Annotated in this window: 20 protein-coding genes; all 20 read right to left on the bottom strand. The window is 47.0% G+C overall.

From position 1 onward, the window contains the following. Nucleotides 1–5: 5 nt before the first annotated feature. The 20 genes from AABA75_RS05700 to mraZ all read right to left on the bottom strand — a co-directional run bounded on the left by AABA75_RS05700 (nt 6) and on the right by mraZ (nt 22,985). Nucleotides 6–692 carry a hypothetical protein gene (locus AABA75_RS05700; RefSeq protein ID WP_338291589.1) on the bottom strand — a complete coding sequence of 229 codons (687 nt, stop codon included), beginning with the start codon at nt 690–692 and terminating at the stop codon, nt 6–8. A 184-nt stretch (nt 693–876) separates the two neighbouring features. Continuing rightward, nucleotides 877–1,266, bottom strand: a complete 390-nt coding sequence (gene mutT, locus AABA75_RS05695) for an 8-oxo-dGTP diphosphatase MutT (RefSeq protein ID WP_338291588.1) — start codon at nt 1,264–1,266, stop codon at nt 877–879. A gap of 1 nt (nt 1,267) precedes the next feature. Beyond that, nucleotides 1,268–3,967 (bottom strand): preprotein translocase subunit SecA, encoded by a 2,700-nt coding sequence (gene secA, locus AABA75_RS05690; protein WP_338291586.1) that lies wholly within the window; start codon nt 3,965–3,967, stop codon nt 1,268–1,270. A 128-nt stretch (nt 3,968–4,095) separates the two neighbouring features. Beyond that, a complete protein-coding gene (locus AABA75_RS05685) occupies nt 4,096–5,013 on the bottom strand; it encodes a peptidoglycan DD-metalloendopeptidase family protein (RefSeq protein ID WP_338291584.1) in 918 nt (305 codons plus the stop codon). 282 nt (nt 5,014–5,295) lie between these two features. Further along, entirely contained in the window at nt 5,296–6,213 is a 918-nt protein-coding gene (gene lpxC, locus AABA75_RS05680; RefSeq protein WP_338291583.1) for a UDP-3-O-acyl-N-acetylglucosamine deacetylase, read from the bottom strand. 128 nt (nt 6,214–6,341) lie between these two features. Further along, nucleotides 6,342–7,505, bottom strand: coding sequence for a cell division protein FtsZ (gene ftsZ, locus AABA75_RS05675; protein ID WP_338291581.1), 1,164 nt, complete (start codon nt 7,503–7,505; stop codon nt 6,342–6,344). 59 nt (nt 7,506–7,564) lie between these two features. Next, entirely contained in the window at nt 7,565–8,794 is a 1,230-nt protein-coding gene (gene ftsA, locus AABA75_RS05670) for a cell division protein FtsA (RefSeq protein WP_338291580.1), read from the bottom strand. Nucleotides 8,795–8,826: 32 nt separating this feature from the next. After that, a complete protein-coding gene (locus AABA75_RS05665; RefSeq protein ID WP_338291578.1) occupies nt 8,827–9,588 on the bottom strand; it encodes a cell division protein FtsQ/DivIB in 762 nt (253 codons plus the stop codon). Beyond that, nucleotides 9,560–10,477: a D-alanine--D-alanine ligase gene (locus AABA75_RS05660; RefSeq protein ID WP_338294810.1), complete on the bottom strand. Its 918-nt coding sequence runs from the start codon at nt 10,475–10,477 to the stop codon at nt 9,560–9,562. Before AABA75_RS05660 ends, AABA75_RS05665 begins: the two co-directional genes overlap by 29 nt. A gap of 18 nt (nt 10,478–10,495) precedes the next feature. After that, a complete protein-coding gene (gene murC, locus AABA75_RS05655) occupies nt 10,496–11,947 on the bottom strand; it encodes a UDP-N-acetylmuramate--L-alanine ligase (protein ID WP_338291576.1) in 1,452 nt (483 codons plus the stop codon). Further along, nucleotides 11,944–13,029 carry an undecaprenyldiphospho-muramoylpentapeptide beta-N-acetylglucosaminyltransferase gene (gene murG, locus AABA75_RS05650; RefSeq protein WP_338294809.1) on the bottom strand — a complete coding sequence of 362 codons (1,086 nt, stop codon included), beginning with the start codon at nt 13,027–13,029 and terminating at the stop codon, nt 11,944–11,946. The genes murC and murG overlap by 4 nt, the downstream gene beginning before the upstream one ends. Next, complete coding sequence (gene ftsW / locus AABA75_RS05645) at nt 13,022–14,269, bottom strand: cell division protein FtsW (protein WP_338291575.1); 1,248 nt, start codon at nt 14,267–14,269, stop codon at nt 13,022–13,024. Before ftsW ends, murG begins: the two co-directional genes overlap by 8 nt. Next, nucleotides 14,269–15,573, bottom strand: coding sequence for a UDP-N-acetylmuramoyl-L-alanine--D-glutamate ligase (gene murD, locus AABA75_RS05640; protein ID WP_338291574.1), 1,305 nt, complete (start codon nt 15,571–15,573; stop codon nt 14,269–14,271). The genes ftsW and murD overlap by 1 nt, the downstream gene beginning before the upstream one ends. A 6-nt stretch (nt 15,574–15,579) precedes the next feature. Next, the gene (mraY, locus tag AABA75_RS05635; RefSeq protein ID WP_338291573.1) at nt 15,580–16,662 is read right to left on the bottom strand and encodes a phospho-N-acetylmuramoyl-pentapeptide-transferase; all 1,083 of its coding nucleotides are present in this window, start codon (nt 16,660–16,662) and stop codon (nt 15,580–15,582) included. Further along, nucleotides 16,656–18,056, bottom strand: coding sequence for a UDP-N-acetylmuramoyl-tripeptide--D-alanyl-D-alanine ligase (locus AABA75_RS05630; protein WP_338291572.1), 1,401 nt, complete (start codon nt 18,054–18,056; stop codon nt 16,656–16,658). Before AABA75_RS05630 ends, mraY begins: the two co-directional genes overlap by 7 nt. Beyond that, complete coding sequence (locus AABA75_RS05625; RefSeq protein ID WP_338291571.1) at nt 18,053–19,555, bottom strand: UDP-N-acetylmuramoyl-L-alanyl-D-glutamate--2,6-diaminopimelate ligase; 1,503 nt, start codon at nt 19,553–19,555, stop codon at nt 18,053–18,055. The genes AABA75_RS05630 and AABA75_RS05625 overlap by 4 nt, the downstream gene beginning before the upstream one ends. After that, nucleotides 19,545–21,287, bottom strand: a complete 1,743-nt coding sequence (locus AABA75_RS05620; protein ID WP_338291570.1) for a peptidoglycan D,D-transpeptidase FtsI family protein — start codon at nt 21,285–21,287, stop codon at nt 19,545–19,547. Before AABA75_RS05620 ends, AABA75_RS05625 begins: the two co-directional genes overlap by 11 nt. Next, nucleotides 21,284–21,595: a cell division protein FtsL gene (gene ftsL, locus AABA75_RS05615; RefSeq protein ID WP_338291568.1), complete on the bottom strand. Its 312-nt coding sequence runs from the start codon at nt 21,593–21,595 to the stop codon at nt 21,284–21,286. Before ftsL ends, AABA75_RS05620 begins: the two co-directional genes overlap by 4 nt. After that, nucleotides 21,592–22,527, bottom strand: a complete 936-nt coding sequence (gene rsmH / locus AABA75_RS05610) for a 16S rRNA (cytosine(1402)-N(4))-methyltransferase RsmH (protein WP_338291566.1) — start codon at nt 22,525–22,527, stop codon at nt 21,592–21,594. The genes ftsL and rsmH overlap by 4 nt, the downstream gene beginning before the upstream one ends. Continuing rightward, nucleotides 22,527–22,985, bottom strand: a complete 459-nt coding sequence (mraZ, locus tag AABA75_RS05605) for a division/cell wall cluster transcriptional repressor MraZ (RefSeq protein WP_338291565.1) — start codon at nt 22,983–22,985, stop codon at nt 22,527–22,529. Before mraZ ends, rsmH begins: the two co-directional genes overlap by 1 nt. Nucleotides 22,986–23,288 lie beyond the last annotated feature (303 nt).

The following is a 23,288-nucleotide window of genomic DNA, read 5'->3' as shown; positions in this document are numbered from 1 at the left end:
CTTAATCAGCAAACCATATTGACTGATTGATTCAATAATTCCTCAAGTAATGTCACATTGCCGAATTCATCTACATACTGCAAATTAACACCATTGCGGCCATTGCAGTCGAACCAACTCGTGAGAACCTCATAGCCACTTTCCACTTTACGATAGTACTGAGCAGTCTCAAGATGGTTAATTATAAAATGCAGCTCCGCAGGCCTGTCTATCTCTCCTAGAAAATTCAAGAGATCCAGTTGATTGTCAACGATTGTAGCTGTCTCATCGTAGAGAGCAGCAATGTAAACATGGCAGATAATAGGATAGCAACCTACGGTATAGCCATATTCACTGTTGACCTCTTGCAAAGCTAACAAAGCAGGCTCTGCAAACTTTGTTTTAATTGCAGCATCGAACTCGTAATACACCTCATAATCACTGGCGTCTTCAGATTCGGAAGAATTCGGTGAGTAAGCTCTCACTTCAAAGTAATCAGGCTGTGGGTTGAGTCTGAAATCACTAAGCGAAGTATCAAGAATGCTAATAAGTTCAGTGAAGCCCCGCTGGGTGGCTTCCACCAGAAGCAAATCAGAAGGTTCAATGTAGCTGTCTGGCGGCGGATCAAAAAGCTCAGGATCACTGGTAATGTTGTCGCCCCCACCGCAACCGGAAAGTAAAAAGAAAACAGAAATGATTAGAATACGAAACATATTAGATGCTCTCCATGCAAAAATATTAATTGAGGTAAAACGTTCAGGGCCTAACCCCTACTTTGTAACAGACGTAAAAGAGGTCTATTTTATTCCCTCAATATGAAAATAACACCATCAAGGCGTAACCAGTAAATGGCTGAATGGTGTAGTGCGCAGAATGGATAAAGAAAGAGTCTTTGTTTTACACAGCTAAGAGCTTATTAACAATAGCACTATTTGCTTCAGGGAAGTCGACTTCAGACAACCGGTTGATGGGCACCCAACGAAATTCTAAGCCTTCTTTGGATTCCGGCTCGTTGTTAAACTGCACTACCAGATTAACGTCTAATAGTACTTTTTTGTCACCATAATCATGGCTGATTTGCATAAGAGGTGTTGAAGCAAGGACTTCGATACCTACTTCCTCCTGAAGCTCTCTGGCAAGCGCTTCAGGCATGGATTCGTTGGCCTCGCGTTTACCGCCGGGAAATTCCCACTTACCCCCTTGGTGGGCTTCACTGGCTCTGCGGGTCAGGAACACTTCCTTATCCCGCAGAATTACGCCAACGGCAACTTCAACTATGTTAGTCATATCAGCTTAGTTTACCGTGGCACTGCTTGTACTTTTTACCCGAACCACAAGGGCAAGGATCGTTACGCCCCACTTTGGGCTGTCTGCGGGCGGTTTGCTGACCTTGATCTTCCGCCTGGTTAGGTGACTGATGCTCAAAGTTTTTCGGCGCAGCTTGCTCTTGCTGACGACGTTTTTCTTCCACCGCATCCACATCAGATTGAGCGCGCACTTGTACCTTGCTAAGGATGCTGATCACATCTACCTTCAGCGACTCTAACATTTCACTGAATAACTCAAAGGACTCGCGCTTGTATTCCTGCTTGGGATTTTTCTGAGCATAGCCACGCAAGTGAATACCCTGACGTAAATGATCCATCGCTGCCAAATGCTCCTTCCAATGACTATCCAGGTTCTGCAGCATAATGGCTTTTTCGAAGTGGCGTAATACCGAGGCTCCCACCTGCTCTTCTTTTTCAGCGTAAGCCGCATCGATAGCCTGGTGGATTTTCTCTCTTAGCGACTCTTCGTAAAGCTTGTCGTCATCTTCCAACCATTTAGCGATAGGCAGGTCGATCAGATAATCTGCTTTAAGACGCTCTTCAAGGCCCGGTACATCCCACATCTCTTCCAAGCTTTGCGGTGGAATGTACTGGCTGATGGTGTCATCTACGACATCATTGCGGATGATATCAATGGTTTCTTTAATATCACCTTCGTCCAATAATTCATTGCGCTGCTCGTAGATAACTTTACGTTGATCGTTAGCTACGTCATCGAATTCCAGCAATTGCTTACGGATATCGAAGTTACGGCCCTCAACTTTGCGCTGCGCATTTTCGATGGCTTTGGTGACCCAAGGATGCTCGATTGCTTCACCGCGCTCCATACCCAGTCGCTTCATCATGCCAGCCATACGATCTGAGGCAAAAATACGCATCAAAGGATCTTCCAGTGACAAATAAAAACGCGATGAACCGGGATCGCCCTGACGACCAGAACGTCCACGCAGCTGATTGTCTATACGACGAGATTCGTGGCGCTCTGTACCAATGATATGCAGACCACCGGCTTCCAGTACTTTAGCGTGAAGCTCTTTCCATTCCGCTTTGATTTTTTCCACTTTAGCGGGTTTCGGATCGTTAATGGCAGCGATCTCTGCTTGCCAGTTACCGCCCAGCACAATATCGGTACCACGACCCGCCATGTTAGTAGCAATCGTAATGGCGCCAGGTTTACCCGCCTGGGCAACAATTTCGGCTTCCTGTGCGTGGAACTTAGCGTTCAGTACTTTATGAGGAATCTTTTCTTTCTTCAGAATACGAGACAACAGCTCTGAGTTTTCAATGGACACCGTACCCACCAAAGCAGGCTGACCGCGTTTAACACAATCTTTGATATCCTCTACGATAGCTTCGTATTTTTCTTCCGCCGTCATATAGATCAAATCAGCCATATCCTTACGGATCATCGGCTTGTTCGTAGGGATAACGACAGTATCCAAACCATAGATATGGTTGAACTCAAACGCTTCCGTGTCCGCTGTACCCGTCATACCGGATAGCTTGTTGTACAAGCGGAAATAGTTCTGGAAAGTGATAGAGGCTAAGGTTTGGTTTTCATTTTGAATTTTAACGCCTTCTTTGGCTTCAACCGCCTGGTGTAATCCATCAGACCAGCGACGACCTTCCATAGTACGACCAGTGTGCTCATCAACGATGATTATTTCGTTATCTTTGACAATGTAATCAACGTCTTTCTGGAATAACTTGTGGGCACGAAGCGCGGCATTAACGTGATGTAAAAGGGAGATATTAGTGGCACCATACAGAGATTCGTCCTCAGGCAAAATCCCAATGCGATGTAATATCTCTTCCACGTGCACCTGACCGCGCTCAGTCAAGTGTACTTGCTTGGATTTTTCATCGATAGTGAAGTCACCGTCACCTTCTTTACCTTCTTCATCTTCTTTTTCCTGCTGTATCAGCTCAGGAATAATGGTATTGATGCGACGATAAAGCTCGGAGCTGTCTTCTGCCGGGCCTGAGATGATTAGCGGCGTACGCGCCTCATCAATCAAAATTGAGTCCACCTCATCGATTACGGCAAAGTTGAGGGGACGTTGCACCCGCTCTTCCGGACTGAAAGCCATATTGTCACGCAGATAATCAAAACCAAACTCATTGTTGGTACCGTAAGTGATATCCGCCGCGTAGGCCTCTTTCTTTTCTGCATGGCCCATACCTGGCACATTACAACCTACCGTCAGCCCGAGAAATTCGAACAATGGACGATTACCTTCGGCATCACGACGGGCCAAATAATCATTAACGGTAATAATGTGTACACCTTTGCCAGAAAGGGCGTTGAGATAAGAGGGTAATGTAGCAGTAAGAGTTTTACCTTCACCGGTACGCATCTCGGCAATTTTACCTTGATCGAGCACCATACCGCCCAGCATCTGTACGTCAAAGTGACGCATGCCATAGACGCGCTTACTGGCTTCTCTGACAAGTGCAAAAGCCTCGGGCAAAAGATCATCTAAGCTAGCACCTTCACTCAGGCGAGTTTTAAACTCTTGAGTTTTATTTTTGATTTGCGTCTCGGATAAGCCTTCAAACTCCAGTTCATAAGCATTAATCTGTGAAACGATTTTATTTAATTTTTTTAGCGTTCTGTCGTTGCGGCTGCCAAAAACTTTGGTGAGGATATTTGCAAACATTAACTCTTATTTCCTGATCCGGAGCCCTAATTTAGACGTCCATTACTCTTATTCAATACTTGATAAAAACAATCGGCTCTGGGAGCCGATTGTTAAAAACCTTAATTTTGATTTGCCCTTTCGGGCCGTCAATTTGCTGCTTTGCGATAGACGAATTGCAGCGGGTCCATCTGGTTACCGTTTTTCAGCACCTCATAATGGACGTGAGCGCCAGTTGCGCGACCTGTTTGTCCCATATCAGCAATCTTTTGCCCTTTGGTAACAACGTCGCCGATTTTAACATGGATTTTTTTATTATGCCCGTAGCGAGTCACTAAACCATCGCCATGGTCAATTTCCACCAGATTACCGTAACCATATCTTGGACCAGACCAAACAACCATCCCCGCTCCGGTAGCCTTTACTGGTGCACCTTCCGCACCTGCAAAGTCAATACCTTTGTGCATCGCTGGCAATCCGGAAAACGGATCCTTGCGCATGCCGTAATACGAAGACAACCACCCGGTCTCTATTGGCCGCCCAGATATGAAGCTCTCGTTTTGTATATGGTGTTGCATCAACACAGATTCAAGAGCTTGTAGCTGTTGCGATTTGTTTTTCAACTGAGCCATCATAGAATCTATTTGGTTAAGCACTTCCATAGAGGAATCAACCGTTGGCATAACCACATCATGGCTAGGTCCACCAATGGGTAAGGGATGTCCAAATTGAAATTCTTCTACGTATAGATCTGATTCTTCAGCAAGGCGTTCGCCCAACGCATTGAGTCGCTGCAATTCACTTTGCATTTCCCCCAACTTCAACATCATACCCGCAAGTTTCTGCTCGGTTGTTTTGCGTAGTTCGGACAATTCTTGCTGCTGCTCTATCAAGCCCGTCTGAGTGACAGCGACGCGCTCAGCAAAACGCAGATCAGTCTCTTCCTCAGAAACCATTATAGCAGCTAATATGAGCCCACCAAAAAAACCGGCGACACCCAAATTGCGTAGGGAAACCGTTTTTATCAGTTTAATTTTCCGACTTCTATATAAAATTGTAAGACTCATAATCGTCTAAAAGCTTTCCGGAAAGTCAATAAAGGTGCTCATTTTCTCGTTTCGCGCCTTTGGCTAAGGCACTCAAGAAGCAAGAAAGATAAACACACATTAATGATAAGTCAATCTTATGAAACTGCCAACGGTACCTCAATTGGTACCCTTATGGCTGTGTTCTTTAATAGCATCGACCGTGTAGTGAAAAATATGAATGATGTTTTGCAACGCATCAGTCAAACAAGAACAACTAAAAAAGCCACCCAAAAGGTGGCTTTTTAATAAAAAATCGATGTATCAGGAGAAAGACAATCCCGGCGCAGCATACTTGATTGGCATGTCCTGGCCAGATTCGTAACTAACGTACTCCCAAGCATCGGTCTTTTGCAACAGAGCGTTCAGCAGTTTGTTATTCAGCCCGTGACCGGATTTATAAGCACGAAGCTCACCGACAATACTGTGCCCACCGAGGTAAAGGTCACCAACCGCATCAAGAATTTTGTGTTTTACAAATTCGTCTTTGTAACGCAAACCCTCTTGGTTTAGCACGCGATATTCATCTAGCGCAACAGCATTTTCCATACTACCACCCAAGGCAAGATTGTTAGCATGCATGAACTCCAGGTCTTTCATAAACCCAAAGGTGCGCGCACGGCTGACATCATCAATGTAAGATTCACTGCTGAAGTCCATCACCATCCTTTGGTTGGTTTGTTTTATCACTGGGTGTTCAAAATCGATGGTAAAATCCACGCGGAAGCCATCGTAAGGAACGAACTCTGCCCACTTATCGCCGTCTTCAACACGGATTTTTTTGCGCACTTTAATGAAACGCTTAGCAGCGCTTTGTTCTTCAATACCGGCAGACTGCAACAAAAAGATAAACGGGCTAGCGCTGCCATCCATTATCGGCAACTCATTGCTGTTTACTTCAACTATCAAGTTATCAATGCCCAGTCCCGCAAGTGCAGAAGACAAATGCTCAATGGTGGAAATACTGTGGCCATCGTCATTGCTTAAACAGGTACATAGCATAGTGTCCCCTACAGCATTCGCCTTAGCGGGAATATCCACATAGGGTTCCAGATCAATACGTCTGTATACTACACCAAAGTTTGCAGGAGCAGGACGGAGAGTCATCGTCACCTTCTCCCCTTTGTGCAGACCGATACCAGTCGCTGATACAGCTTGTTTGATTGTACGTTGTTTAATCATGCCCAACCTTGTATATAATTTAAGCAATATGCAAAAAAGCGGCGCGCAGTTTACCCTTTAATTGACCACAAAGTCAAATAAATGTAATAAAACTACAATTTCCAGCCGAAATGCAATGCAATCGCGAATTAATCAGCTTGTTTGCGCAAAAATGCTGGAATATCAAGATACTCCAAATCTCCGCTATCCACTTTTTCTTCCGTGATTGTGCTTACCTTTCCAGTCTCAGACATCGGTACAATGGAATCAGTTCCATTGGCTTGTAATTTAAATTCAGAAGCCTCGGCATTGACGCGATTACTTCTGTTGGAAACTATCGAAATTTCAGGCTTTTTCTCAGCGCCAATACCAGTGGCTACGACGGTAACACGCAGTTCATCAGCCAGGTCCATATCAATAACTGTACCCACAACAACTGTGGCATTTTCAGAAGCAAATGCTTTAACAGCATTACCTACCGTTTCAAACTCATCAATCGCAAAATCAGGGCCTGCAGTAATATTAACCAGAATGCCTCGTGCACCTGACAAATCGATGTCTTCCAATAACGGACAAGCAATAGCAGCTTCTGCGGCTTCTTCTGCGCGATCTTCACCGCGAGCAACACCACTACCCATCATGGCCGTGCCCATTTCTGACATTACCGTTCTAACGTCTGCAAAGTCGACGTTGATCAGACCCGGACGCGTGATCAGTTCTGCAATGCCCTGCACTGCGCCGCGTAACACATCGTTGGCTGCACTGAAAGCTTGTAACAGCGGGGTACCGCGCCCCATCACTTTCAATAATTTTTCATTGGGGATGGTGATTAAAGAGTCGACGTGCTTAGCAAGTTCTTCCATACCACCATCAGCAATAGTGCTGCGCTTTTTGCCTTCAAACGGGAAGGGTTTGGTTACAACGGCAACAGTCAAAATACCCATTTCTTTGGCGATTTTGGCCACTTCTGGTGCGGCACCCGTTCCGGTACCACCACCCATACCGGCAGTAATAAATACCATGTCAGCGCCTTCAATCGCCTGCTTAATGGTTTCGCGGTCTTCTTCAGCCGCTTTTTGGCCCATTTCCGGATTCGCTCCGGCACCAAGACCTTTGGTTACATTAGAGCCAATTTGCAAGGTCAAATTGGCGCTGGAATTTCTTAATACCTGGGCATCAGTATTGATGGCAATAAACTCTACGCCTTCAATAGACTGTGACACCATGTGCTCAACAGCGTTATTACCACCGCCGCCGACACCTATGACTTTGATGACCGCTTCTTCGTTGTGGCTATCCATCAATTCAAACATATTTTACTCTCCGATTTAGCTTGCACTTAAAAACGAACCTAGCGCATTTTGGTTCGTCGTTAAAATTCCCCTTTAAACCAACTTTGTACACGTTCCCATATGCTTTCGTTGGCACTATTTTTATTGTTTTTCTTGGTAACAACTTGTTCGCTACCATAATGTAACAAACCGACAGCGGTAGCATAGGTGGCATCATCCACGTATTCCGCCAATCCTTTCACATTCAAGGGTGTTCCTACTCTTACTGGCATTTGGAACAACTCCTCGGCAAATTCCACCGCCCCTTCCATTTTTGCGGTTCCACCGGTTAAAACAATACCGGCAGCAATCTGTTCTTCAAATCCACTGGACTTGATCTCTTCATGTATCAGTTCGAATAACTCCTGATATCTTGGTTCAACCACTTCAGATAACGTATGTCGCGACATGGTACGAGCAGCTCGTCCACCAACACTCGGCACTTCGATGGTTTCTTCCATGCTAACCATGTCTTTCAAAGCGCAGGCATAGTTAACTTTGATTTCTTCAGCGTGGCTGATAGGTGTGCGGAATATTTTAGCGATATCGTTGGTTATCTGATTTCCGGCCACCGGAATAACCGCCGTGTGTCGGATCGCTCCGTCAGAATAGATCACCATATCGATAGTTCCACCACCGATATCAACAACGCACACACCGAGTTCTTTCTCGTCTTCAGTGAGTACGGCATAACTCGAGGCTAATGCAGAGAATATCATCTGATCCGCTCGAAGTTCACATCTTTCTACACATTTTACTAAATTTTTTGCCATATCATCGGCACAGGTGACGATATGCGCCCGAGCTTCCATACGAACACCGGACATACCCACCGGATTTTTGATGCCCTCTTGCACATCAATGGTGTAATCCTGAGGTAATACGTGCAGCAATTTGCGCTCTGCAGCAATGGGCACTGAGCGAGCTGCGTGGATCACATTATCAACGTCATCTTGTGTTACTTCCTGATTGTTAATGGGCACCATACCACTTTCATTTTGGCATTTTACATGGCGACCAGATATGGACATTAACACCGACGAAACCTGACAATCCGCCATCAACTCCAATTCATTGACGGCCCGTTTTACAGACTGCACAACCAGGTCAAGGTCATTTACGCCGCCCTTATCCATCCCCTTGGATGGGTTGGAGCCAACACCGACAATACTGATTGAACCGTCCTCCACCAGCTCACCCACAACGGCTTTAATATTGCTGGTTCCAATATCCAGACCTACCACTAAATTTCTGTCTGTTACTTTTGACACGATGTTTCTATTTCCTGTCACAACCTGTTAATTCAAGACGGCGTTTTATCACGCCATCCCACCGCAAGCCCCGTATCATAACGAAGGTCCACATAGGCAACTGCCTTTTCATTCTTCAGCAACAACGGATAGACATCAATGAACCGCTGCAACCTGTCAATAAACTCGGTGCGTCCGAGACGCAACTGTATGCCGTTTTCCAGCTTTAAATGCCATGCGTAGCGCTCACTTAATGACAACTCAGTAATAGTTAACTGGCTGCCATCTAATAAACCTTGCATGGCTTTGAGTCCCTGCAATACCGTCTGTTCACTGCCTCCAGGACCAAACAACGCCGGTAGTGTATTTCCCTGCCAACCTGCATCAAAAATACCACCGTATTGATTGAGTAACATGTCCTCATTCCATCGGGCCACAGCTACCTGCTCAATCACATAAACTTTTAAGGTATCCGGCCATGACTTCCTTATCGATGCCTGATACACCCAAGGTAAACTCTCAATCGCTTGATGGGTTTCATCCACATCAATCGCAAACAAACTGACCGCGCCCTCTTGTCTGACAGCCCGGTTAATGTCTTCCGCCGACAATTGTTTAAGCTCTCCCGAGACTAACACTTGTCGCAAGGGCACTTTTTGCTCATCTTGCAGCCATTGCGCAACCCATTGACCAGAAATTAAGAATAATGCCAGGACAATAAGCAAAAATGTTACACCGGCGACAAACTCCGCTGAACGCCACTTTTGCGCATCTTGCTGCTCCATATCAACGGCGACACTCGCAGGTTTTTGCAATCGCCAAAACCAAATCAGTAAAACTCATACCAGCTTGCTTTGCCGCCATCGGCACCAGACTTTTTTCAGTCATACCGGGCACTGTATTTACTTCCAAAATAAAAAAATTGCCCTGTTGATCACGCATGACATCTACACGCCCCCAGCCCGAAGCTCCCACAGCTTTAAAAGCGCGTATAGCGATATCAGCTAAGTGCTGTTCTTCTTCAGCAGTCAAACCAGAAGGACAGTGATATTGGGTGGTGTTGGTATGGTACTTCGCTTCGTAATCATAGAAACTATGAGGGGTTTCCATCCTGATCGACGGTAAAGCTTTATCCGCCAAGATAGAAACTGTATATTCTTTACCAGTTACGTACTGCTCCACCAAAACTTCACGATCAAACTGCAATGCCTTAGTAATTGCCGCTTGCAGCTCTTCGGCAGATTTTACTCGGGACATTCCTATACTGGAGCCTTCCAGAGCAGGTTTTACCATAATCTCATTGTTTAACTGGCTCATGACTGCCTGAGCATCGAAAGCTTCAAGAGAGGCTTCGGTGGCCACATAATAGGGTGCCGTTGGCAGTCCTTCAGATTGAAAAATACGCTTGCTGCGGATCTTATCCATCGCCAGGGCCGACCCCAACACCCCACTACCGCTGTAGGCAATGCCTAAAGTCTGCAGAGCGCCCTGGATGGCACCATCTTCACCACCACGACCATGTAACATAATAATCACACGCTCAATATTTTCTGAGATCAATTCAGCAATAGAACGCTCAGCAGGATCAATTCGAAGCACCTGTAATCCATGTTCTTCCAGGGCATTCGCCACTGCTTCTCCAGAGCGCAACGATACCTCCCGCTCTGCGGAGTCGCCTCCTAACAACACTGCGATTTTTGCCATTGCTCTGTTACTCACGTTTTAAACCACCAACTCTAAAAGTTTTTCCGTATCTAACTGGGTCTGTTGCAGTTTCTTGGCCAAAACACCGACGTTGCCGGCGCCTTGGGTCATCAACACGTCGCCGTCTTTTAAGACATTAGCTAACACCTTAGGTACTTCGCTTAAAGACTCAATGTGAATAGGGTCGATGCCACCACGGTTGCGAATAGTACGACACAACGAGCGACTGTCAGCCCCTTCAATCGGTTTTTCTCCCGCGGGATATACGTCCAGCAACAACAATAAATCTACTTGAGACAACACCCTGACGAAATCTTCATACAAATCGCGGGTTCGGGTAAAACGATGAGGTTGGTATACCATCACCAGCCGTTTGTTCGGCCAATTGTTGCGAGCCACCTCAATAGTTGCTGCAACTTCAGTAGGGTGATGTCCGTAGTCATCCACCAGGATAACCTCACCTTGTTGCGTTTGATAGTCACCCAATATTTCAAAGCGGCGACCGATGCCTTCAAAATGCTGCAGGGCCTCCTGAATCGCTTTATCGCTCACTCCTTCGGCTGTCGCAACGGCTATGGCTGCGAGGGCATTTTGGATATTGTGTTTACCCGCCAGATTGAGCTGAATTTGTAAGTCGGCGCCTTGTCTGCGTTTAACCACAAACTGACACTGATTCACTCCTAGCTGTACGTCGCAGGCTCTAACATCCGCATCTTCATGGAAACCGTAAGTGGTATACTGACGGCTTATTTTGGGCAACAGACTACATATGGTTTCGTCATCGATACACAACACTGCCAAACCGTAAAAAGGCAAGTTGTGTAGGAATTCTATGTAAGTGTCCTGCATTCGGGCAAAGTCACCGCCATAATTTTCCATGTGGTCTGGCTCGATGTTGGTTACAACCGCAACCATTGGTTGAAGATGTAAAAACGAAGCATCACTTTCATCAGCTTCGGCAATCAAATACCGACTGCTGCCCAAGCGAGCATTGCTACCAGCACTATTCAGTCGTCCGCCAATGACAAACGTCGGGTCCAGCTTGCCCTCGGCAAAGATAGTCGCCGTCAGACTAGTGGTTGTGGTTTTACCATGGGTGCCAGAAATTGCGATGCCATGGCGAAAGCGCATTAACTCCGCCAACATTTCAGCACGGCGAATAATTGGGATACGTCTGACCAAAGCCGCTTTAATTTCCGGATTCTGCGGATCGATGGCACTAGAAACCACCACCACATCTACATCCGCAATGTTCGATTCAGCATGTCCTTGAAAAACATTCGCCCCCAGGCTCGTTAAATGGCGGGTCAAATTACTAACGTTGATGTCAGAGCCCGATACTTCGTAGTTTTCATTTATTAATACTTCGGCAATACCCGCCATACCGACGCCACCGATCCCAACAAAATGAATTCTTCGGATGCGCCCCATAATAGGGTTAGCGAATGTCGCGATTGCTTGCTTATTCATGGTTTTGCACTCGCCTCCTGGACGCAAATATTGGCGACCTTTTCAGTCGCTTTTCGCTCACCACACGCTCTGGCTTTTTGTGACATTTCGACAATGCTTTCTCTCTTTGCATTTAGTTGTTCAAGCAAGGGGACTAAACCACCCTGCTCCAATTGCGGTTGTGGCAATAGTAAGGCCGCTTCATTTGCTACAAGATATTGGGCATTTTTGGTTTGATGGTCATCCACCGCATGAGGTAAAGGTACGAAAATAGCGCACCGCCCTGCCAACGCAACCTCAGACACAGTCAAGGCTCCTGCTCGGCAGATCACCACATCAGCCCACTCATAAGCCTCTACCATTTCGTCGATAAAATCACTGATACGTACGTTACTTTCACTTAATCCTGCTGCCTGGTATGCGCAGGACACGCTGTCACTATTGCCTTTACCCGCTTGATGCCAGACACTGAAATCGTGAGTCGAGAGTTGCGCTAACGCTGCAGGAACCTGTTGGTTCAATACTCGTGCCCCAAGACTACCGCCACAAATTAGAATCTTCAGCTCAGTTTCAACGGATTTTTTCTCACTCACGGAAGCAAACGCCGCGCGCACAGGATTGCCCACCTGATGCTTTTTAGCACCAGCCGTTTGCCAATGAGGAATATCAAATGCGGTTAGCACCTTTGTGGCAAAGCGAGCCAGTATTTTATTAGTGAGTCCAGGTGTGGCATTTTGTTCGTGTAACACTAACGGAATGCCACACAACCAGGCCGCCGCCCCGCCCGGACCACTGGCATAACCTCCCATGCCCAGCACCAGGCTGGGTCTAAAGCGACGCAGTATGCGAATTGACTGAAATACGGCATTCAACACCATAAATGGCGCTTTTATGAGACGTAGTAATCCATTCCCGCGAACACCAGAGATAGTGACAAAATTAATGTCGAAGCCGTGTTTAGGAACAAGTTGAGCTTCAATTCGGTCGGCAGTCCCCAGCCATTCCACTTGCCATCCCGCAGCTTTTAAATGCTCGGCTACGGCCAGTCCCGGAAAGACATGTCCACCTGTACCGCCAGCCATGACAAGGAGTCGCTTAGCCATCATTGACGCGCTCCTGTCGACTTTTAGTCCTGGCAACTTTTTTCGTTTTTTTAGCCGTTTTAACCTTGCTCATGGCCTGCAGCTTGCCAGTCTTCAGCTCAAAATCAATGCGTAACAAGATAGCGATGGCGACAGCCATAATAATAAGGCTAGACCCCCCTGCACTCACCAGTGGCAAAGTTAATCCCTTGGTAGGCAATACACCTGAGCTGGCGCCAACATTTACCGCCGTTTGAAAACTAATCCAGATACCGATGGAATAAGCCATGAAGCCTTCGTAGGGTTTTTCCATTTGCAGTGCTTTGCTGCCGAGTTTTAAAGACTTCACAACAATGAAAAGCAATAATCCGAGGATAAGCAGTACCCCAAGAAGACCTAATTCTTCTGCAACAATAGACATAATAAAATCGGTATGAGCTTCGGGTAGAAACTCCAGTTTTTGCAGGCTATTCCCTAACCCCTCCCCCGACAGGTTACCCCGGCCCCAAGCCATTAAGGATTGAGTGAGCTGGTAACCGGCTCCAAAGGGGTCTGCCCAAGGATCTAAAAATGCTGTTACCCTGCGCATCCGATATTCTTCCACCAGAATCAATGAGGCAACCGCGGCAATACCCGTAAAGGCTAGACCAAAAAACTGCCACAGTTTTGCGCCCGCTAAAAACAGCAAACCCACTGTAGTAGCAAACATCACGATAACAGTTCCCAAATCAGGCTGAGCAAGTAACAACAGTGCTAAAACAAAGAATACGATGAGCGGTTTTATGAATCCCTTCAAATTTTCAGTGACCTCACCGTAACGACGTACCATGTACCCCGCTAAATAGCAGAAGAAAAATAGTTTTGCCGGCTCTGCCGCCTGTATTGTGATGGGACCGATGGCCAACCATCGAGTACTACCGTTCACTGTTCGTCCCACCAATAACACCATGATGAGCAAACCTATGGCAAAGAATAATAAATAGGCATTGGTTTTTTGCCACCAACTCATGGGGATCATCAATGCGACCAGCGCCGCCATACTGGCAATGATGAGATAAATTGCATGCCTGATGGAGAAATGAAAGGGATTATCGAACAATCGTTCAGCAACGGGCATTGAGGCAGAGGTTACCATCACAAAACCAATCGCCATCAGAATAAGCGAGGCCATTAAAAGGCCGAGATCGTAGGGCCGCTCTGGAGCACCGCGATCATGTCGCCATGCAAATAAATCAGGTAAATAGCTGGAGGGTACTTGCATTAGAGAAGCTCCTCCACCGCATCGACAAACACCTGGCCACGATGCTGATAATTATCAAACATATCTAAACTTGCGCATGCCGGTGACAACAACACCATATCACCACCCTTGCCTTCGTTAGCGGCCACTTTGACGGCTTCTTGCAAGGTCTGCACCGCAACACTGTTATCTTTCATTGCTGCTAAAATATGACCATCTTTGCCTAAGGTAATCAATCGATTTACATCTCGTTCAATTCGATTAGCCAGCACACTTAAATCCGCTTGTTTAGCATCGCCACCGGCAATTAAACAAAGTTCGCCATCCACCAAAGGACGCAGCCCTTCAATAGCGGCAATGGTCGCTCCGACATTGGTTGCTTTAGAGTCATTAACCCAGCTAATACCTTGTTTATAAGCAATCAACTGGCAACGATGGGCTAGTCCTTCGAAGCCGCAAAGCGCATTTCTTATTTCGCTTTGCGGGACATCAAATTGACTGGCGATGATACAAGTAGCCTGAGCATTGAGTAGGTTGTGAATCCCTGTAATCTTAAGCTCATTGGCGAAAATGAACGGCTCACCATCAAAGGTAATCGCTGCCGGCGAAAACTGTAGCCCGAAGCCATTTGCCTGATTATCTCGACGGATATAAGCATCGGCCTTGGCATTCACCGGCCAGGTATTCTTATCGTCGATATTCGCCAGTTTAAATTCAGCATTGTCAAAGATTGACTGCTTAGCAGCGCAATAGCTTTGAAAGTCTGGATAGCGATCCATATGATCTTCACAAACATTGAGCACAGCGGCGGCTTTCAACGGCAAATTACTTACTGTCTCCAGTTGAAAACTGGATAACTCCAATACCGCTATTGCAATGTCTTGGTCGAGTATATCCAGTGCCGGTATACCGATATTCCCCCCCAAAGCCACAGGCACCTGTGCTTCGAGAAATACCGCCTCTAACATGCTAACTACCGTTGATTTACCATTAGAGCCGGTTACACCAATGATTGCACCAGAAAAGTTGGCCGCAAAAAGTGCAATATCACTGCTAATCTCGACACCGCATTCAATAGCGCGTCTGATGGCTGGTGTAAGCAGTGAAATCCCGGGGCTTAATAAGATAACATCAAAATCGATAAACTGATTTTCCTGGAATGCACCGAACTGGCAACGGATGTCGAAGTCAGCCTCATTCAAACTACGGCTGTCAAATCCCACTGCATCGATATCGTGTCGCACCAGAAAACGCGCGCAAGATTGACCCGTAAGGCCCATACCCACTATCGCGATTTTTTTGTTTTTCAGTTGCGACACTAACATTTGATACTACCTGAGTTTCAATGTAGCTAAACCGATAAGCACCAGGATCAGCGAAATTATCCAAAAACGCACGATCACACGAGGCTCTGGCCAGCCCTTTAATTCGTAATGATGATGTAACGGTGCCATTCTGAATATGCGTTGACCACGCAATTTGTAGGAGCCCACCTGCAATATCACCGACAGGGTTTCCATGACGAAAACACCGCCCATGATCACCAATACTAACTCCTGACGCACTAACACGGCTAAAATGCCTAAAGCACCGCCTAGCGCCAGCGAACCAACATCTCCCATAAAGACCATCGCGGGATAAGTGTTAAACCATAAAAAGCCCAAGCCCGCTCCCACAATAGCTGTGCACACCACCACTAACTCACTGGTAAGGGGAATATAAGGGAGCTGCAAATATTCAGAAAAGTTTACGTTGCCGGTAACATAAGCGAATATGGCCAGCGCACCCGCCACCAAAATGGTGGGTACAATCGCCAAACCATCAAGGCCATCCGTAAGATTTACGGCATTGCTGGTGCCCACGATGACAAAGTAAGCCATTACCACAAAGAACAGGCCCAACTGCGGCATCACTTCTTTGAAAAAGGGAACCAGCAAGGCGGTTTCAGCCGGGCTTTGACTATTGGCATACAAATAAAACGCCACCACAATGGCAATGACCGATTGCCAGAAATACTTCCACTTAGCAATCAAGCCTTTGGGATCTTTGCGTACCACTTTGCGATAATCGTCTACAAACCCAATAATGCCGTATCCAACAATGATTGCCAGCGTCACCCAGACATAGCGATTGCTCAAGTCTGCCCATAACAAGACGCTGATGGTAATGGCAGCCAGGATCAATAAGCCCCCCATTGTAGGTGTGCCTGACTTACTCAAATGTGATTGGGGGCCATCACTTCTTACGGTTTGCCCTATTTGCAGTTGCTGCAACCAGCGAATCACTCTGGGTCCCAACAACACAGCAATGAGCAGTGCTGTCAAGGTACTTAAAATTGCGCGCATGGTTAAGTAAGAAAATACATTAAACCCGGCATCAAATTGCTGTAGCCACTCGGCCAACCAAATTAACATGCTATTCGCTCCCTTGAGCGGTCAAACTTTCCCACAGGAGATTCCTCCAGTGCTTTCACAACATTTTCCATGCGAGCACTTCTGGAGCCTTTTATCAAAATCGAAATATCTTGATGCTCATTAACAAGGGCGTCAGTGACTGCATCAATCAAAGGTCCGAGCTCCGAAAAGTGATGTCCCTTACCGCCAAACACATCACTGGCACTCTGACTCAATACCCCCAGGGAGTAAAAGTCATCTACCCCATTATGGAGGGCATATTCACCCACTTTTTCGTGGTAAAAGCGCGCCTTTTCACCCAATTCCCCCATGTCACCTAAAATCACGATACGGCGTCCGGAGAAGCTACTCAACACGTCAATTGCGGCGTTCACTGAAGCGACGTTGGCGTTGTAGGTATCATCCAGTACACGAACCTGGCGACTGAGTTGCTTGACATTCAAACGGCCAGAAACCTGCTGTAACTGCTGCAGGCCATTTTTTACTTGTTCCAGGTTTGCTCCAACTTCCATCGCCAGAGCCGCTGCCACTAGCGCATTATTAACATTGTGCATACCCGGCAGAGTTAACCAAACACTGGTCTTACCTTGCGGTGTACACAAATCAAATTGGGCACAGCCATCGAGGCCCAGGATAATGTCTTCGGGATAAAAATCTGCATCACTGCAATCCATCGAGAAGGTCGCAGTACGGTTATTACTGAGTTTTCCCGCCCAGTATTCGTAGAATTGACTGTCCTTATTTAAAATTGCCAACCCTTCGTGCTGTAAACCATTAAAAATTTCACTTTTTGCCCTGGCAACACCAAACAGCGAACCAAAACCTTCCAGGTGAGCTGCAGAGGCATTCACAATAGTGGAGACATCAGGTTTTGCCAGGGAGCAGGTATAATCTATCTCACCAAGGTGATTGGCCCCCATCTCGATCACTGCATATTCGTGCTGTTTCTCTAACCTCAACAGTGTCAGTGGTACACCAATTTCGTTATTAAAGTTACCTTTGGTGGCAAGCACATTACCTTTTAAGGAGAGAATGGAAGCCACCATCTCCTTGACTGTGGTTTTACCGGAGCTACCTGTGATGCCAACGGTTTTGGGTGCCACTTCATCTCGTACCGCTGCGCCGAGCGCCCCCAACGCTATACGCGTATCTTCCACCGAGATAACCGGCAATAAGGTATCAACCGATTTGCTTACCAGCACCGCTGCAGCACCAGCACTTGCGGCTTGAGCGATAAAGTCATGGGCATCAAAATTGGGCCCCATCAAGGCGATAAACAGACTACCGGGCTCAATGCTGCGGGTATCCGTACTCACCTGGTTCACCTGGATATCCTGACCATTCAATGTCCCCTGAACTTTTTCTGCAATCCAGGACAAAGATACTTCAATCATGATGCCACCTTGTAAAGTGATTTAATAAACTGTCTTTCGTCGTAATCAGTTACCGTATCGCCAATGATTTGCGAGGTTTCATGGCCTTTTCCAGCCAATACAATTAAATCCCCCGCTTCACCTTGGTTTACCGCCCAGCGAATGGCTTCTTCCCGGTCGGTCTCGATGTAAACCTTTTCTTGCTGAGGAATGCCTCGCAAAATATCTGCTATGATGTCCTGAGCGTTTTCGTTGCGCACATTATCATTGGTAAGCACAACCCAATCTGAATACTGGCTGGCAATACTGCCCATTTCCGGTCTTTTGCCTTGATCTCTGTCGCCACCGCAACCAAAAACACAGATGAGCTTGCCGTTACAATGGGCACGCATGGAACGCAAAATCTTGTGCAAGGCATCTGGCGTGTGAGCATAATCGACCACTATGTCGGGCTTACCGGGTGCTCTGAAAAACTCTGCGCGACCAGCTACAGGCACAAGTTGTTTTGCCGCTTTGACTACCACATTAAAATCGCGACCTAATGCAATTTGAGCGGCTATCGCACTCAGCACATTTAGTACGTTAAATTCACCGTACATTGGCAAGCTGATTCGGGCTTCACCCCAAGTGCTATGTAATCTGAAGCTTGTGCCCGAGGCATTAAGCTTTATTTCATCAGCAAAACAAAATGGATGTGGGCAGGAACTCAGCTCTGAAATCCCAACCAGAATCACTTTCAGGTGTTTCGGCTTAAAACGCAGCCAGTTGCTGTGTTCGGCATCACTTTGATTGAGGACAATCGTTTCCAGGCCCGGTTGATTCATCAACCTGCGTTTCGCCTCTGCGTAGGCCTCCATGGTGCCATGATAATCCAAATGATCTCGCGATAAGTTCGTAAAAATAGCGACGCGAGTTTGCACGGCTCTTATACGGCCTTGGACCAATGCATGGCTGGATGCTTCAAACATCAAATCAGACGCGTTGGCAGTAACCGCCTGAGAGGCCAATCGCTGGATACTCACAGGATCAGGTGTGGTGTTTTTAGCAGTTTGTAAGTTGTTGACCGTTCCATAACCCAAAGTTCCAGCAAACCACGCGGTTTGCTTCATTGATTCACTCAGTTGACATAAAAAATGGGTAGTTGACGTTTTTCCATTGGTTCCGGTAACAGCGACCGTATTCAAAGCATGAGTGGGGTGCTTAAAAAACACATCAGCGAGTGCAGAAATCTGCTCATTTAAGCGATAAAACTGAATAATAAGAGAATGCTCACGCATAGACATTTGACCATGCTCAGCTTCCACATCCGTTTCAGCAAGGATCACTTTGGCCCCCAAGCTTACGGCTTGTGGAATGAAATCTCTACCATCCAGGTTATGACCGGCGACCGCAAGGAAACCTCTGTGAATTGCCACTTCGCGACTATCCAATACCAAATCGTCGAGCGCCAATTCGGGAGCATCGATACCAAAGGGCTGCAACATCTGTTTGAGATTACACAGAGTCATATCAGGAGTCATTGCGCTTCCCCCTGATTGCCGCCAAAGAGGATACCGATTTATCATCTGGCGGGACATTGAGCATTTGCAACGCACCCGACATAACGCGCGAAAACACCGGGGCAGCTGTATCGCCAGAGTGATATAAATCACCTCCGGGTTCATTAATTAAAATAACCACGGCCACCTGCGGGTCAGATACAGGAGCCAAACCTGCAAAGATATTCACGTATTCTTCACCATAACCGCCTGGTACTGCTTTTCTACTAGTACCGGTTTTGCCTGCCACGCGATAACCCGGAACTTGTGCTTTTTTGCCCGTTCCGGAGTCCGATACCACTTGCTCCATCATCTCTACAACCGCGTTGGCTGTTTGGCTGGATAATGCCCGCTCCCCATCAGGAACTTGTTGTGATTTAATGATACTCAAAGGACGGCGAATACCGCCATTAGCTAATGTGGCGTACATTCTGGCCAATTGCAGAGTGGTGACTGCAATCCCATATCCGAACGACAAACTAGCAACCTCATGATCTGACCAGCGCGAACGCTCGTGAAATATGCCGCCACTTTCCCCCAAGAGGTTACTACCGGTGTCACCAATCAACCCTACTTCGTAGTAGATATCGAGAAACTGTCTGCGCGGGATTGAAAACGCCAATTTTGAGGTACCCATGTTACTGGACTTTTTGACTATCTCGGTTAAATCCATCACGCCATAATTGCGCGGGTCTCGCACGTAAGCACCGCCGACCCGCATCCAACCCGGCGAAGTATCGATTTGCGTATCTAGCTCGACACTGCCAAATTCCAGGGCACTTACTACAGCGAGCGGTTTTACAGAGGACCCCGGCTCAAAGGTGTCGGTAACCGCGCGATTGCGAATGCGGTGGGCTGGTACGCCTTGACGATTGTTGGGATTGAAAGAGGGACTATTGACCAGTGCCAGTATTTCTCCAGTGTGAACGTCTGCAACAACGGCGGAACCAGAGGTGGCCTCTAACAGGCTGACTGCGCGCTTAACTTCTTTATAAGCCAACGCCTGAATACGCTGGTCAATAGTTAACTGGATATTCTTGGGTTTTTTCCCTGACTGTTCTGAGTGTAATTCAACAGAGCGGCCTTTAGCATCAATACTCACCTCGCGTCTGTCCGGGGTGCCGCTCAACACCTCGTTGTAGATACGCTCTATCCCTTCAAGGCCTTTATCGTCTACATCGGTAAAACCAATCAGGTGGGCCGAGACTTCACCCGCAGGATAAAAGCGACGCGACTCATCCCGTAAATAAACCCCGGGAATTTTCAACTCAGCCACGTAATCAGCCATCGCAGGGGATACCTGACGCTGAATATAAACAAAGCGTTTCTTAGGATCTTTGACGCGATTCAATATTTTATCCACGTCTTGGCCTAGCACATCTGCCAGCGCGTTCCAGCGTTTTTGACTACTTAAGCCATTGTTTTCATGAATTGTTTTGGGATCGGCCCAAATAGCGCGAACCGGAACACTTACCGCCAGTTCTTCGCCATTGCGATCCAGAATCAACCCTCTGTGAACCCGAGTTTGGCGAACGCGCTCGGTGCGACTATCACCTTTTTTGACCAGCATATCGGGGTCGATTACCTGAATGTAAGCCGCTCTGACAGCGAGTCCTACGAACACCAAACACACCAAAGTCAAAACAGTGATGAAGCGCCACTGCACGGTGGTGGGCTTAGCTACCTTTTTGTTCCTTTTTGCTGAACCGGTCATTTCACCCTCACCACCACTTCTTCTTCCGGACCGGGACGATACATATCCAACTGGTCCATCACCAAAGATTCAATGCGGTTGTGTTCGGTTAATGCCCCTTGCTCCAAAATCAAGTTGCGCCATTCAACGTCCAGGCGGTCACGTTCTTGCAGTGCTTTCTCTTTTTCAATTAACAGCTGACGATTGTGATGAGCACTCAAGATTACGGCTAGCGCACTAATAAGCACAGCCGTAAACAACAACACTCGCAACAAGTTACGAGTGATGTCTGTGAGAATAATTGTGACCAGATTGAAGTTGTTCGTCATAACTTCTCCGCCACTCTCAACACCGAGCTCCGGGCCCGGACATTGCGTTGAATTTCGCTTTCATCGGGCTTGATAGCTTTACCTATCAAGCGCAGTTTTTTGCTGGCGTTTATTTCTTCTTCTCTGATTGGCAGCCCTGCAGGGACTTGCATACCACGACTCAAGTCCCGCATAAAACGCTTGACGTAACGGTCTTCCAGAGAATGAAAACTAATTACGGCAAGACGCCCATCGGTTGCCAGAATCTTTAGAGCAGCCGCCAGCCCTCGTTCAATCTCACCCAGCTCATCATTAATAAAAATACGTATGCCCTGGAATGCTCGGGTGGCTGGATGCTTGAATTTGTCCTTAACAGGTACCGCCTCGTCGATCAATTTTGCCAGTTGCAAGGTAGAACTTAGTGGTATTGTTTTGCGCGTGTTAACGATGGCATGAGCGATTCGTTTGCCAAATTTTTCCTCACCAAACTCCTTGATAACCGCGGCAATATCAGCTTCATCGGCAGTGTTTAACCATTCGCTGGCACTGACGCCTTTACTGGTATCCATACGCATATCCAGAGGGCCATCCTTCATGAAACTGAAGCCTCGACCAGCGTCATCAAGCTGCGGTGAAGAGACTCCAAGATCCATTAGCACACCATCGATCTTGCCCGACAACGCCATATCAGCCAGAGCGATGTCCATTTCGGAAAACGCGGAGTGAACTATCTGAAAGCGTTTGTCATCAGCAAACGCTTTAGACGCTTCGATGGCACTGGGGTCTCGATCGAAAGCAATAAGCTTGCCTTGCTCCCCCAAGCTTTCAAGAATCAGTCTGGAGTGGCCACCTCGACCAAACGTGGCATCTACATAGATCCCATCAGGTTTAATGGCCAATGCAGAAATAGATTCATGCAGCAGCACAGATGTGTGGGTAAAAGTGCTGGCCATTATAGTGAGAAGTCCTGTAAACGTTCGGTAAGATCGAAGTCCGCGTCTTGCTCAGTGGCAATATCGGTTTGAATTTGTTGTTCCCAAGTTTGGGTATTCCAGATTTCGAACTTGTTGAGTTGCCCCACCAACATGATTTCTTTGGAGAGGTCGGCGTGTTGACGAAGGGGAGCAGAGAGCAGGAACCGTCCATTCTTATCCATTTCTCCCTCATTGGCGTAACCGAGCAACAGACGTTGCAGGCGACGTTCATGAGGATTCATGCTGGATAGACGGCTGAGTTTCAACTCGATTTCTTCCCATTCGGAAAGTGGGTAAAGCAGCAAGCAGGGTTGTTGAGTGTCTATTGTACAAACCAGTTGTCCCTGACAATCATCCAGAAGCGACTGACGATACCTTGTAGGTATCGTCACCCGGCCTTTAGTGTCCAGATTGATTGCGTTAGCGCCGCGGAACATTCCCCTAGCCCAAATGTTTTTATTGTTTTTAGAAAAGGCACGGTAGACACCAAAAAATCCACTTTATGCCACTTTTACCCACAATTGACAGTTTAGGAACCACACTATGCCCCTGTCAAGTTAATTTCAGCTTATTTTCCCCACTTAATCTGGGTGGTAAATTGTGGATCCACTGAAGTGATTGAAATTACGGTGTTTTTCTCGATTGATTATTTTTTGCTCCGATTGCGCAGGCGAGATCCTGTGAATGGCGCTATCTTTGAGAGGCGCTTGAAAGATTGAGTGGGTATAGAAAATAAAGTA

This window comes from Planctobacterium marinum, from assembly GCF_036322805.1.
GTDB lineage: Bacteria > Pseudomonadota > Gammaproteobacteria > Enterobacterales > Alteromonadaceae > Planctobacterium > Planctobacterium marinum_A.
This window is presented reverse-complemented; position numbering and strand designations above follow the sequence as displayed.